This window comes from Cyclobacterium sp. SOCE241, assembly GCF_056867545.1.
On the sequence record NZ_CP149779.1, the window covers coordinates 4,681,262 to 4,693,178 of the forward strand.

General features: G+C 39.2%; 17 protein-coding genes. 12 read left to right on the forward strand and 5 right to left on the reverse strand.

The window, feature by feature from the left end; translation table 11 throughout:
* Positions 1-6 precede the first annotated feature (6 nt).
* Genes WG932_RS23760 through WG932_RS23785 form a run of 6 tightly spaced genes read left to right on the forward strand, consistent with a single transcriptional unit; the run spans position 7 to position 4,883 of the window.
* A complete protein-coding gene (locus WG932_RS23760; protein WP_483085635.1) occupies positions 7-510 on the forward strand; it encodes an ATP-binding cassette domain-containing protein in 504 nt (167 codons plus the stop codon).
* Positions 483-809: an ATP-binding cassette domain-containing protein gene (locus WG932_RS23765; protein WP_483085636.1), complete on the forward strand. Its 327-nt coding sequence runs from the start codon at positions 483-485 to the stop codon at positions 807-809. The genes WG932_RS23760 and WG932_RS23765 overlap by 28 nt, the downstream gene beginning before the upstream one ends.
* A gap of 50 nt (positions 810-859) precedes the next feature.
* A complete protein-coding gene (locus tag WG932_RS23770) occupies positions 860-1,909 on the forward strand; it encodes a hemin-degrading factor (RefSeq protein WP_483085637.1) in 1,050 nt (349 codons plus the stop codon).
* A 46-nt stretch (positions 1,910-1,955) separates the two neighbouring features.
* Entirely contained in the window at positions 1,956-3,827 is a 1,872-nt protein-coding gene (locus WG932_RS23775) for a TonB-dependent receptor plug domain-containing protein (RefSeq protein ID WP_483085638.1), read from the forward strand.
* A 20-nt stretch (positions 3,828-3,847) separates the two neighbouring features.
* Positions 3,848-4,252, forward strand: a complete 405-nt coding sequence (locus tag WG932_RS23780) for a hypothetical protein (protein WP_483085639.1) — start codon at positions 3,848-3,850, stop codon at positions 4,250-4,252.
* Between the two features lie 19 nt (positions 4,253-4,271).
* On the forward strand, positions 4,272-4,883 hold the full coding sequence (locus WG932_RS23785; protein ID WP_014020277.1) for an HmuY family protein: 612 nt from the start codon (positions 4,272-4,274) through the stop codon (positions 4,881-4,883).
* Between the two features lie 195 nt (positions 4,884-5,078).
* Here the strand turns inward: WG932_RS23785 and WG932_RS23790 are convergent, their stop codons facing one another.
* Positions 5,079-5,654 (reverse strand): toxin-antitoxin system YwqK family antitoxin, encoded by a 576-nt coding sequence (locus WG932_RS23790; protein ID WP_052316220.1) that lies wholly within the window; start codon positions 5,652-5,654, stop codon positions 5,079-5,081.
* Between the two features lie 63 nt (positions 5,655-5,717).
* A complete protein-coding gene (locus tag WG932_RS23795) occupies positions 5,718-6,464 on the reverse strand; it encodes a YHYH protein (protein WP_149394436.1) in 747 nt (248 codons plus the stop codon).
* A 178-nt stretch (positions 6,465-6,642) separates the two neighbouring features.
* Here WG932_RS23795 and WG932_RS23800 point away from each other — a divergent pair, with 178 nt between their 5' ends.
* The 6 genes from WG932_RS23800 (at position 6,643) to WG932_RS23825 (ending at position 10,112) form a co-directional block, all read left to right on the forward strand.
* Complete coding sequence (locus tag WG932_RS23800; RefSeq protein WP_014020281.1) at positions 6,643-7,362, forward strand: sterol desaturase family protein; 720 nt, start codon at positions 6,643-6,645, stop codon at positions 7,360-7,362.
* 3 nt (positions 7,363-7,365) lie between these two features.
* On the forward strand, positions 7,366-7,608 hold the full coding sequence (locus tag WG932_RS23805; RefSeq protein ID WP_483085640.1) for a hypothetical protein: 243 nt from the start codon (positions 7,366-7,368) through the stop codon (positions 7,606-7,608).
* 20 nt (positions 7,609-7,628) lie between these two features.
* On the forward strand, positions 7,629-8,519 hold the full coding sequence (locus WG932_RS23810) for a 3-oxoacyl-[acyl-carrier-protein] synthase III C-terminal domain-containing protein (RefSeq protein ID WP_483085641.1): 891 nt from the start codon (positions 7,629-7,631) through the stop codon (positions 8,517-8,519).
* Positions 8,474-8,881 (forward strand): hypothetical protein, encoded by a 408-nt coding sequence (locus WG932_RS23815; RefSeq protein WP_483085642.1) that lies wholly within the window; start codon positions 8,474-8,476, stop codon positions 8,879-8,881. The genes WG932_RS23810 and WG932_RS23815 overlap by 46 nt, the downstream gene beginning before the upstream one ends.
* A gap of 142 nt (positions 8,882-9,023) precedes the next feature.
* Positions 9,024-9,209, forward strand: coding sequence for a hypothetical protein (locus WG932_RS23820; RefSeq protein ID WP_483085643.1), 186 nt, complete (start codon positions 9,024-9,026; stop codon positions 9,207-9,209).
* 6 nt (positions 9,210-9,215) lie between these two features.
* Positions 9,216-10,112 carry a DUF6999 family protein gene (locus WG932_RS23825; protein WP_483085644.1) on the forward strand — a complete coding sequence of 299 codons (897 nt, stop codon included), beginning with the start codon at positions 9,216-9,218 and terminating at the stop codon, positions 10,110-10,112.
* Positions 10,113-10,193: 81 nt separating this feature from the next.
* On the opposite strand, the gene WG932_RS23830 is transcribed toward WG932_RS23825, so the two are convergent.
* The 3 genes from WG932_RS23830 to WG932_RS23840 all read right to left on the reverse strand — a co-directional run bounded on the left by WG932_RS23830 (position 10,194) and on the right by WG932_RS23840 (position 11,858).
* Positions 10,194-10,823: a zinc-binding dehydrogenase gene (locus tag WG932_RS23830; RefSeq protein WP_483085645.1), complete on the reverse strand. Its 630-nt coding sequence runs from the start codon at positions 10,821-10,823 to the stop codon at positions 10,194-10,196.
* A 20-nt stretch (positions 10,824-10,843) separates the two neighbouring features.
* A complete protein-coding gene (locus WG932_RS23835; RefSeq protein ID WP_483085646.1) occupies positions 10,844-11,188 on the reverse strand; it encodes an alcohol dehydrogenase catalytic domain-containing protein in 345 nt (114 codons plus the stop codon).
* A 292-nt stretch (positions 11,189-11,480) separates the two neighbouring features.
* Positions 11,481-11,858, reverse strand: a complete 378-nt coding sequence (locus tag WG932_RS23840) for a winged helix-turn-helix transcriptional regulator (RefSeq protein WP_483085647.1) — start codon at positions 11,856-11,858, stop codon at positions 11,481-11,483.
* Positions 11,859-11,917: the final 59 nt, after the last annotated feature.

Below are 11,917 nucleotides of genomic sequence, written 5' to 3' on the forward strand. Positions count from 1 at the left end.
TCTAATATGCTATCTGCATCAAATATTCAATTACGGACCAAAAAGCGGACAATTCTTGACGCTACCGATTTAGCTATTCAGCCGGGTGAAATCATGGCCATATTGGGTCCAAATGGGGCAGGTAAAACTACGCTTTTTAATTTGCTTTCAGGGGATTCAACTTCTTCTTTTGGGGTTGTAAAATACAATGGAAAGAATATTGCCGGACTAAAGGCCAATCAAATGGCAGAGATGCGGGCAGTAATGCCTCAATATTCTACGGTTAATTTTCCTTTTACCGTCCGGGAAGTCGTGGAGTTAGGGCTAATCTCTAAACAAGCCAAGAACCCTGAAAAGGTACTGGATGAGGTCATGTCATTGACTCAGATAGATCATTTGCAGCAGCAGGAATATGAACAGTTGTCGGGAGGGGAAAAGCAAAGGGTTCAACTTTCGAGAGTATTGGCTCAAGTTTGGGAAAAAAACCTTTCCCAAGGTATGTCTTGCTGGATGAGCCCACCTCTAGCTTAGACATTGCTCAACAACATGCCATGCTTGAGGTTTTGAAACAGTTAAAAAGCAGAAATATTGGTGTGCTTGTAATTTTGCATGACTTGAACCTTGCCGCTCAATATGCCGACAAAATCCTTCTTTTGAAAGCCGGGAAGGTATGTTATTGTGGACCACTGAAGTCCGGCCTGAATGAATGCTTGCTCGAAAAGGTATTTGATCATCCCATTCGCTTAATGCACTGCGTTGGTACCGATCAATTGATAGTACACTGTTCCAATAAATCCAAAATGTATCCATCAACCCGGCTTGTTCAATAAATAGGAATTGACTTTTCGGTTCTAAATAAAACGCTTAAATAAAGAATAAAATGGAAACCATACCCAGCACTTTGAATACTTTGAAAGCTTCTTGGGAAGCTTTGAAAACGCAAAATCCAAAACTAAGGATAAGAGATGCAGCCAAACAGTTAAACGCTTCAGAGGCGGAATTAATCGCCACCGGACTTGGACAAAATGTGGTTCGGTTATCAACTGATTTTATTGACCAAGTTAAAAAATTCCCCAAGCTTGGGAAGGTAATGGCACTAACCAGAAGTGAAGGCTGTGTTTTGGAACACAAAGGAAGATTCCAAAAAATAGAAATTCATGGATCAGGATCCCATCAAATAGCTACAGTGATAGGTCCTATTGAGCAAAGGGTGTTTTTTAGCGCTTGGAAATATGGTTTTGCTGTTCGTAATGAAAGTCCAAGAGGCCCTTTATTTAGCTTACAGTATTTTGATGGTCAAGGAGACGCAATAATGAAAGTCTATATTCAGGGAGAGTCAGATGAAGCTTATGCCAATCAGTTGATTTCAGAACACTTGGATCCCGATCAGTCTCCAGCACCGGAACCAGTGGCTTATGAGGTGCCTGAATATACTTGTAGGGAAAATTTGGATTTTGAAAGCTTTTCTTCTGACTGGGAAAATATGAAAGATACCCATGACTTCTTTGGCATGCTGCGCAAATACAAATTGAATCGCTTGAACGCAGTGGAATGGATTGGTGAGAAGTGGGCCTATCCTGTAGATAAATTATCTGCTAGAAAAGTGGTGAATTTTGCCGCTGAAACGGAACTGCCCATCATGATTTTTGCCGGCAATAGGGGGAATATCCAAATTCATCAAGGTAAGGTAAAGCATATTAAACAGCTGGGAGATTGGCTCAATGTAATGGATCCTGATTTCAATATGCACCTTAATGAACAGGTTATAGATAAGGCTTTTGTTGTTCAAAAAAATACCGAGGATGGGCTTGTTTCTGCCTTGGAATTGTTTGACCAAAATGGAGAGATGATAGGGCAATTTTTTGGATTAAGAAAACCGGGAATCCCACAAAACAAGGCTTGGAAAAATCTAATAGATGGTTTGAGTTAAAGATACGACAGAGGTAATAGTCCACTGATGAAAAAAATTTAAACAAATGATTAGAATTAATCTAATTAAGCTTAATATGATGATTTTATTCCTTCTCTACCCTTTTTTAGGACATGGGGAGAATGGAGACAAAATCATTGTTGATGACAAGGGGATGCCCTTGCCACAGGCTGTGGTGCAAGTGGACAACTACCCTCCAATAGTTGCCGGGCCTTCCGGGGAGGTTCAAATGACAAAGCTGAATACTGGAAATTCTGTTATTGTTTTTGCCCTGGGGCACGAGTCTAAGCATTATAGTTGGGAAGAATGGTTGAATGCAGAGGTGATAGTCCTGAAGGAGAAGGAAGGAGAGCTGAATGAGGTGGTGGTTTCAGCCACTCGTACGGATCGCACCGTAGAAGATTTACCCATGCCGGTCACTGTGATTGGAAATAAAGCTATTCAGGAGACCGGGGCTGTTCGCCTTTCAGAAGTGCTTAGCGAGCAAACAGGCTTACAAATTGTTTCTAACCATGGCACGGGCTTGCAAATGCAGGGGCTTGATACAGACTATATTCTTGTCCTGCTGGATGGGGAGCCTTTAATTGGCAGAACTGCAGGTACTTTTGACTTGAATCGGATTTCTGTGTCCAATATTGAAAAGATTGAGATTTTAAAAGGGCCGGCCAGTGCCATTTACGGTAGTGAAGCCATGGCCGGTGTAGTAAATATAATCACCAAATCAGGAGGCCATGGAAAGAAAATAGACCTTGGCTTGAGACAGCGGAGCTTGAATACATGGAATCCCTACCTGGAATTTGGCATAAGGAAATCAAATTGGAACATAGATATTCTTTATGATTATTATAAGACAGATGGTTATGATTTAAGTCCAGAAGTGACGGGAAATACCCAAAACCCCTACCAATCCCACAGTGGGCAAGTGAAGCTAGGGACCAAATTGGGGGAAGGATTGAGCTTTAATTTATTCTTGCGTGGATATACTGAAAAAGCTACAGGTGTTTTGGAGGTTGTGGAAAATTCAGGAACAGAATTATTAGATGCAACAGACCAACGCGATGAAATCAATATTAATCCAACACTAAGGTACAAACCCAACAATAATTGGTTATTTACATTAAGGAATATGAGTTCTGTATTTAGTACAAGTTCAGTATCCAAATACCAGAAAGAAGGAACTGTTTTTGATATTCAGGATTTTCAGCAATTTTATCAGCGAACGGAGTTACAGACTGATTACCAACTAGACAAAAAGCAATTGATAAGCCTAGGTTTGGGCTTTTCAGGGGAGTCAGTTGAAGCTACTCGATATGATGAAAAAAACCATTTTAAGGCGACATATTTTTATTTACAACATCAATGGGATCCAACTGATAAGGTTAATATTGTTACCGGTGCCAGGGGAGATTTTCACAGTGTCTATGGTAGTCGATTGAGCCCAAAGCTCTCCGGCCAATACAGGTTCTCTGATAAATTCAGTTGGCAATTATCTATCGGTTCCGGATTTAAGGCACCTGACTTCAGGCAACTGCTTTTAAATTTTAACAATGCTTCAGCAGGGTATTATGTATTCGGTGCAAAATTAGCCAAAGATGGATTGGGAGATCTTGAAGCCAAAGGATTGGTAGCACAAAGGTTAATTCTCCCGGAGAATTTAGGAGAACTTCAAGCTGAACATTCTTGGGCCATAAACACGGGTTTTCGATGGAAACCTGTGGAATCCTTGTTAATAAAAGGAAATTTATATAGAAACGCTTTGCAAAACATGATAGAGACAGCACCCATTGCCCAGCTGGTCTCAGGTCAAAATGCCTTTTCATATTTTAATATCAGCCGAGTGGTCACCCAAGGTCTGGATTTGGATTTTACTTATAAATACAATGATAACTTAAGCATCAGTACCGGTTATGCTTTTTAGATACCCGAGACTTGGATGTTATGGATCAGATAGAGGGAGGAGAGATGTATAAGAAAGATGCCAATAACCAAACCGTCCGTGTTAGCAAGGCTGACTATGGAGGATTATTTAACAGGAGTAAGCACAGTGGAAACTTAAAGGTTAACTATTTGGAAAACCGTACAGGAATCAATTGGGCACTTCGGCTTATATATAGAGGCCAATTTGGATTTTCAGATTTGAATGGCAACCTGATTTTGGATGATGTGGCAGAGTATGCTCCGGGATGGTATACGCTCAACCTGACATCCACAAAAACTTTCAACAATGGAATTTTCTTGGAAGCAGGTGTCAATAATCTGCTAGATAAAACCAGTATTACCCAGCCTAATATGCCGGGAAGGCTACTCTTTGTAGGCATTAAAATACCACTACTAAATTTATAACTATAACACCATACATCAAATGAAAAATTTATCAATGTTTATGTTTTTTGGCCTAGCCATGTTTGTTTTTATGGCTTGCGAATCTGAGACAGAGAATGAGCCTCAATTGCCATTAGTGGCAGAAATGGTAGAAGATCTCTCTGCTCCTAATGATGTAATCGATAGAACTACGGGGCAAGTTTTAGAGGAGATGCCTTTTCAATATTTTAGTTTATCAGAAAACAGGGTGATGACAGTGGATGAAAGCTGGGATTTGGCTTTTAAAGGCACAACTATTCGAACCAATGCGTCCAAAAATGTTAGTGCCGCATTGGTGGATGGGATTTTTCAGGAAATTAAAGAAATTCCTGAAACAGCTTCATTTGCATTGGATACCGAAACAACGCTGGCAATACCTACAGGAAGTGGTAATGGCTGGTACAGCTATAATTCAACAACTCATGCCATAAAGCCTATTCCCGGAAAGGTGATTTTATTGCAGACCAGCTCCGGTAATTATGCTAAGTTGGAAATTTTGAGCTACTATAAAGGAAATCCCTCCGATGAAGAACTAGACCCTCTTACAGATGAAGGAGCTACATATACTTTTCAATATGTGCTTCAGCCCAATGGTACAACCACTTTTGAATAATTATTATTTGCTTGTTTCAGTTTTTGAGTCCTTGTTGATATCTCTGATATTTGGCAGGGACTTTTTTACTTCTTCCAACTCATCATTGATTTTTTTAAGCGTTCAAGAAAGTTTTCGTAATAGTTGACCTTCAGTTTTTTGTTTTGGAGGATGTGATTTAAATTTTTCATAAAACAGATTGGTTTTTTCTAGTAGTTATTTTATTTCCTCAGCTTCTAATTCATAGCAGGTGGTAGTTTTTTGTAATCCATATCGGATACCGTTGTGCACTTCAAAATTTCTATACAAACTTCCATTTTGCCTCCACGCTTGTTGTAGGCCTTCTTGTTTGTCATCTTTGTAATGATAGCTATAGGCCAAGGCTCCATTGGCATACCAACTTTTTTGTTCGCCTTCTTTTTTATCATTGTAATAATTGTACTCAAATTTTAAATTTCCGGTTTCTTCCCAGTAACCCACTTGCTTGCCTAAGGACAGGTTGTTTTTATACATGCGTCTTTCAAAAACTTTTCCATTGGAATAATAGCTTCTATAAGTGCCGTGTAACATTCCCTTGTAAACCGAACTATAGGTCACAATATTGAAACCGATTTGTTTTTTATGAACAATTCCAGAATATTTCTCACCTGATAAATAATAGCGCCCATTTTTATAAGTCAGGCCCGGTGCATTAAAATCTATGGTATCTTTTGGGATTCCCGAGGTGTCGATCTCATAATTAATCGTCCCATCAAAAGAGCTTTCTTCTCCATTATAGGAACATGCGTTCATCCCCACGCACGAGAGGATTACCCATATTGATTTGATAGGATGAGTAAAATAAATCGCCATGGATTATTGAGTAAAGGTGCCTTTGGTTCCATGATAGGCGCCGGATTTTATGACATACAGACCGGAAGTTGAATATGCCTCATTACTGACATGGTAATGATAAATGCTTTCAGAAAAATCTGAAGTGATACCAATATGTCCCCCATTTTCATCCAAATCATTGGGATAGGATCCGTCCCTATCTTTTCTGCCATACACAGGAAATCCATCCCGTAAAAAGCCAATAAGGTTATCATCATTTACAGTAAGATAGGCACCTTCGCTATGATAATGGTAATCCTCTCTTGGCCCGGGGTGGCCTCCAGAAGCATCAAAAGTGCTCCAAGCATTTTCCTGCAACACACCACCTCCTTCATAATCATTGTATATGGGGACACCGTTCAATGCCATTCCAACCGGACCTAATTCTGTTTCTTCTTTATGTGCACTTTCATTGGGGTATATAGGTATGGTCATTTTATAATTAAATGAAGTCATGCTTTTATTCATGTTGGCATGGTTTCTTCCGGGAAACTCCTCATACATTTCATGACCTTTGCCCCAATAAGGTGTTTTGTGATCAGGCAAGCCTGTGCTATAAATGGTGAGGTTTTGTTTCCCAATTTGTACACTAACCTCCTGAGTATAATTGTTTTTATAATTGGCCTGAACTACTTCCGCAATGGAAATATTTCCGGGCGTCACCGGAACCCTTTCTTTTTTGCACGAAACGATCCCTATCAATACCACTAAATAAAACACTTTTCTCATGTTACTATAGACGTAATTAAGTCTTAAATCCTTCGGGAAATTTTTGATATTTTTTTAGATCCTTTAATTTTTTATCTTTTTATTAAGATTTAGAAGGAAAATGATAGTTAATATTTAGTCTAGAATGTCAGTAGTAGGAAGAGGATTGACTACGGACTGAGGAAAATTAAAATACCCAATGGAACCTTTAATAGAACATATATTGTATGATTATTCTTATTTCAGCTTGTTTGCAATCTCCTTTGGTTATTTTTTGCTATTGTACTTTGGTTTAGCGCCCCTGTTTTTGGCGGTTTGCCGGCTTTTGGAATCCCGCAATTTGCTGCATAAAATAAGTTCTGAAAAAGTTTCCTGTCTGCAAGTTGCCTTTGAAATCAAGCATTCTTTTAGGTCAATTATTGTGTTTGGCTTTTCCATTTTACCCATTGTCTTTATCATCCGTTTAGGGGTAGTAGAATTGCTACCCAATACTTGGTATACAGTATTGGGAGGAATTATTGTATTATTCCTTTGGAATGAGGTGCATTTTTATTTCGTACACCGGTTAATGCATTGGAGATTGATGATGAAGCATGTGCATTATATTCATCATAAATCCTATACCCCAACGGTTTATTCCGTATATAGCTTTCATTGGTTCGAAGCTCTGCTTTTAAGCACGGTGCCATTGACAATAATGCCATTCATGTCTTTCTCTATCTTAGCCGTTTTCATTTTCCCTTTGGTGAGCATCCTTTTGAATTTTGCCGGACATTGCAACTATAGATTTGGAGATGGAATAGGAAAGGGGTGGAGGCATTTTGGCACTTACCATAATGAACATCATGGCAAGGGTAGGAAGAATTACGGTTTTGCTTTACACTTCTTAGATAAGATATTTGCGGGACAAAAGAGATAAGAAATGAACGAGGTGTACATAACCGCGATGGGGGCCTATTTGCCCAATCAGCCGGTTTCAAATGATGAAATAGAAGATTTTCTGGGGCGAATTGATGGAAAGGAAAGTCGGGTAAAACCAAGAATACTAAAACAAAATGGCATCAAAACCAGGTATTATGCATTAAATAAAGCGCAAGAAACCACACATTCCAATGCTGAATTGGCAGTGAATGCAGTTAATAATGCCTTAAAAAAAGTAACTTAAAAGCCTCGGATGTAGAATTGTTGTGTACGGGTACAAGCCAAGGGGATTTGCCTATACCCGGTTTTGCCAGTATGGTACACGCCGGATTAGATTTTAAGCGCTGTGAGCTTGCCAGTTTCCAAAGTGTATGTGCCAGTGGGGTTATGGCTTTAAAGAATGCTTTTGCTCAGATCAAAAGTGAGCAAAAGCAGAATGCTGTTTGTGTAGGTAGTGAGCTACCTAGTAGAATGTTTAAGGCCTCAAGGTTTGAGGCGCAAGAGGTAAAGACCCTGCCTTTTGATGCGGAATTTTTACGCTGGATGCTGTCTGATGGGGCCGGTGCTTTTGTTTTGCAAAACAAGATAAACTTAAAAGGGCTTTCATTAAGGATTGATTGGATTGACATCAAGTCATTTGCTAATGAGTTTCCCGTTTGCATGTATACCGGTAAAATTGACAACGAAGATGAAGCAGAAAAAACCTGGCTTGATTATCCAAGCTATGAAGAAGCTTCCAAGGCAGGAGCAATCAATTTACATCAAGATTCCCGACTTCTAGACAAGCTTATAAAGACAGGTGTTGCCCACTATTTTGAGTTAATCGATCAGGGCAAAGTAAAGGTTTCTAAAGTAGATTGGCTTTGTTGCCATTATTCTTCCGAGGTTTTTAAAGACAGCATTAAGGAATTGATGCAAAAAGGAGGAGGGGCCATTCCTGATGAAAAATGGTTTAGCAACCTTAGCGCTAAAGGGAATACAGGATCAGCCTCTATTTTTATTATGGTAGAAGAATTGATGTATTCAGGAAAGCTGAAGAAGGGAGATAGCATCCTTTGCATGGTTCCGGAAAGTGGGAGATTTATTACTTCATTTATGCACTTTCGGTGGTGGGAAAAAGCGAAGAATCAAAAATTTATCCTCAAAGAGAAATAGCACCTCCTGAGCTGATTATTGATACAAACGAAACTTCAGAATGGCTGATTCGTAACCTTGCTCGGGTATGGATAGATTTTGAAACGGCATTATTGAAAGTCCCAATTGTGGCCAAAATACATGCTGGAAGTCTAAGTATGGCTGACTATAAGCTATTGTTGACAGACCTCCGGCAGCAGGTTATTGACGGTTCACAGTGGATTTCCAGGGCTGCCTCCAATATTGACATTGATTTATTCGAGTTGCGTTCTGCCTTTATAAAACATACAGCTACCGAACACAAGGATTACCAGATGCTAGAAAGAAATTTTGAGGCTTTGGGTGAAAATCTCGAAACCATTAGATCAGGTGAAAAAATATAGGAACAGTTGCGCTGACCTCATTTATGTTTCAGCAGGCGAGCAAGGCCAACCCTGTAGATTTGTTAGGTTCAATGTTTATTATTGAAGGGATAGGGAAACGTTTGGCAGGTTATTGGGGAAATTGATGCAAGACCAATTGCAATTGAATAACAGCCAGGTCTCCTTTTTTACCTATCATGGTACAGCAGATGAAAATCATTTCCACAACTTAGAAGAGGCATTGAATCATCCCAAAATGAATTTGGAAGTAGCCAAAAAGATTGTAAAAACAGCCAAAATAACAGCGAAATTATACCGCATGCAATTAGAGGAATTGGGGAATTATTAACGCAATATGAAAGACAATATTTTAGATTTATCAGAACATGACGAGCGAGACCCTAATCCTTGGCTGGCCTTGTTTCTGGATGACAGCATCCCAATTAACCAAAGGACAAAACTGGTCTTGATGAGGGACAATTCTTCCAAATCTGTGAGGTATTTGCTTCCTTTTGTTGAAATGGGATCCAAGATTACCATGTTTTTTATTCATATTTTTAAGTTTTTCTTTCCCAAACTTATCAATTCATCTAAGATTCTTCACAGAATATTGGCATGGGGACTCAAACGCTTTGTTAGCCCGGATGCCAATTTGTTAATCTTTAGGCATTTTCATATAGGTACCGAAATCTTGCAGTTTATAGCCGGCAATATTCCGAATGTAGAAATTGTAGGAAGCCCTTTAAAGCCAAAAGATTTTGAGGATGTGAAGGATGATTTGTTCTTAAAGCATGATCTGAACTTGTACAATTTTGTCATCCGACTGAATCGACAATTAAAGGAAAAAAACATTACCATCAGCCCGCCGGAACAGCTAAATCTCGGCATGATCACTGAGGATCAATTTGACCATATTGAGTTCCCAGACCGGTGGACAAATGTTTTGGACTTGAGGTCTGCCATTGAGCTTTTCACTCCTTTTTACCAACTTTTCCTTACTTCCAATGACTTTATCAGAGCATCCAATTCATTGCAACTGGATGAAACCATTGCCATTTATGCCTCCCAGATACTTGGTACCCCGGGGCATCTTGGTTTAATCAATAATAAACACCCCATGGTTCCTGTTACCACCTATAGTGCTGCCTATCGCTTGGTTCTTCACGGTTTGGCTGCGGAAACTTTACATGAAGTGCTGGTGAAGTTGAAATTGAACAAGGGAGCTGATGGAGTAGTGATGCCAAAAAAATGAATAAAGAAAGGTCAGGAGCGAACAAATTTCCCCCTCTGCTAGCACCTGACCTTTTGATTTAATTCTTTGAAAACTCCTTTTTTACTCGGCTATTTTTATTACAGTTCTACCTTTTAATTTGCCTTGAAGGATCAAGGTGATTTTTTCAGGAAGTGAAGTCAGTGGTATTTCATTGAAAGCTTCCGAAAGCTGAGAGGGTTTCCATTCTTCCGCCAGTTTATTCCAAACCTGTTCTCGATAACTCATAGGATAATTCTGAGAGTCAATCCCGATAAGTGATATTCCTCTTAAAATAAAGGGAAAAACGGTTAAGTTGAGGTTTGGTGAGGCCACATTTCCGCAACAGGTAATTGCACCCATTGGGACTGTAGATTTTATAATGTTTTCTAGGATGACACCCCCAACAGTATCTATCCCTCCTGCGCAAACAGGTCTCAACAAGGGGCGTTTATCTAAATTTTCAAACTCAGTTCGGAGTATTATTTCTTGGGCCCCTAGCTTCAATAAATAGTCTTTTTCATGTTCCTTTCCCGTAATGGCGGTCACTGAATATCCCAGTTTAGAGAGGATTGCCACACTCAAAGCACCTACACCTCCGGAGGCTCCTGAAACAAGTATTTTGCCTTCTTCAGGCTTTACCAAATCGGTAAGACGCAATACGGACATCCCTGCAGTAAGGCCTGCTGTTCCATAAATCATTGCTTCTTTCATGCTCAGGTTTGCAGGTAACTTTACTGCCCATTCCGCAGGAACTCGAATGTATTCACTGAACCCCCTGACGTATTCATTCCGAGATCATAGCTGGTTACAATTACTTTATCCCCAACACTAAAGCCAGCATTATCAGATTCGGCAATAACACCTACAGCGTCAATACCTGGGGTATGGGGGAAATTTTTAGTAACGCCTTTATTCCCGGAAGCGGATAAGGCATCCTTATAATTAAGTGATGAATAAGACACTTTGATTAATAAATCTCCCTCGGGTAAGGACGCAATTTTTCTTGTTTTAATGGATCCAATAAATTCACCATCTTTTTCTTCAACAACAAAAGCCTTAAATTCTTGGTCATTCATATACTGTTTTTTTAGTTTTTTTGGAGTTAACAAAGTTTTGATATTTTCTTTGACAAATAATTTTGAATCCCTTACGGTTTAATCAGGTAGTGAATAGATCCCTTCCATTTCCACAATTAATGTGCCTATTAGATTCCCTCTTAAAATAGCTTCAATACCTCCAATATTTTTTTCTGTGAATCCCTTATTTGTGGCCTGTATGCGTCAAAGTCAGAGATGGTATGGTTGCTAGAACAGGTATTGATCTTGGAAAGGATTCAAAGAGGAATCCTATAAACTTTGAAAATGATTTTTAACCATTAGCTTTTTCATATTGTGCTCTGGAAGCTTTAATGTTACTCATATTTTTATTTGCCCATTCCGTTAAGGCCAGAAGATGAGGAAGGAGCGATTTTCCCCTTGGGGTCAATTCATACTCTACTTTTGGTGGGATTTGAGGGTAGACGGTTCGCTTCACTAATCCATCTGATTCCAGAGATTTTAGGGTTACAGTAAGCATTTTTTGGGAAATTGTTCCAATGGATTTATGGATTTCGTTAAAGCGTAATACTTGCTCATCTGCCAATAACAAAATGATTAACATGGACCATTTATCACCTATCCTGTCTATTACATTTCGAACAGGGCAATTCTCTATATTTCCCATTTTTTTAATTTTTTTTTCATTCATAACTAGTTGATTTATTGCATTTCTTACTTTAAAGTAAGTCTCCTACCTGTGCGTAAGTT

Bases quoted from the DNA above. Each gene is read 5' to 3' on its own strand.
- WG932_RS23790 (WP_052316220.1), bottom strand. From the start codon at position 5,654: ATGAACGCATGTTCCTATAATGGAGAAGAAAGCTCTTTTGATGGGACG.
- WG932_RS23835 (WP_483085646.1), bottom strand. From the start codon at position 11,188: ATGAATGACCAAGAATTTAAGGCTTTTGTTGTTGAAGAAAAAGATGGT.
- WG932_RS23780 (WP_483085639.1), top strand. From the start codon at position 3,848: ATGGATCAGATAGAGGGAGGAGAGATGTATAAGAAAGATGCCAATAAC.
- WG932_RS23800 (WP_014020281.1), top strand. From the start codon at position 6,643: ATGGAACCTTTAATAGAACATATATTGTATGATTATTCTTATTTCAGC.
- WG932_RS23825 (WP_483085644.1), top strand. From the start codon at position 9,216: ATGAAAGACAATATTTTAGATTTATCAGAACATGACGAGCGAGACCCT.
- WG932_RS23775 (WP_483085638.1), top strand. From the start codon at position 1,956: ATGATTAGAATTAATCTAATTAAGCTTAATATGATGATTTTATTCCTT.
- WG932_RS23830 (WP_483085645.1), bottom strand. From the start codon at position 10,823: ATGAAAGAAGCAATGATTTATGGAACAGCAGGCCTTACTGCAGGGATG.
- WG932_RS23840 (WP_483085647.1), bottom strand. From the start codon at position 11,858: ATGAATGAAAAAAAAATTAAAAAAATGGGAAATATAGAGAATTGCCCT.
- WG932_RS23785 (WP_014020277.1), top strand. From the start codon at position 4,272: ATGAAAAATTTATCAATGTTTATGTTTTTTGGCCTAGCCATGTTTGTT.
- WG932_RS23770 (WP_483085637.1), top strand. From the start codon at position 860: ATGGAAACCATACCCAGCACTTTGAATACTTTGAAAGCTTCTTGGGAA.
- WG932_RS23795 (WP_149394436.1), bottom strand. From the start codon at position 6,464: ATGAGAAAAGTGTTTTATTTAGTGGTATTGATAGGGATCGTTTCGTGC.
- WG932_RS23805 (WP_483085640.1), top strand. From the start codon at position 7,366: ATGAACGAGGTGTACATAACCGCGATGGGGGCCTATTTGCCCAATCAG.
- WG932_RS23760 (WP_483085635.1), top strand. From the start codon at position 7: ATGCTATCTGCATCAAATATTCAATTACGGACCAAAAAGCGGACAATT.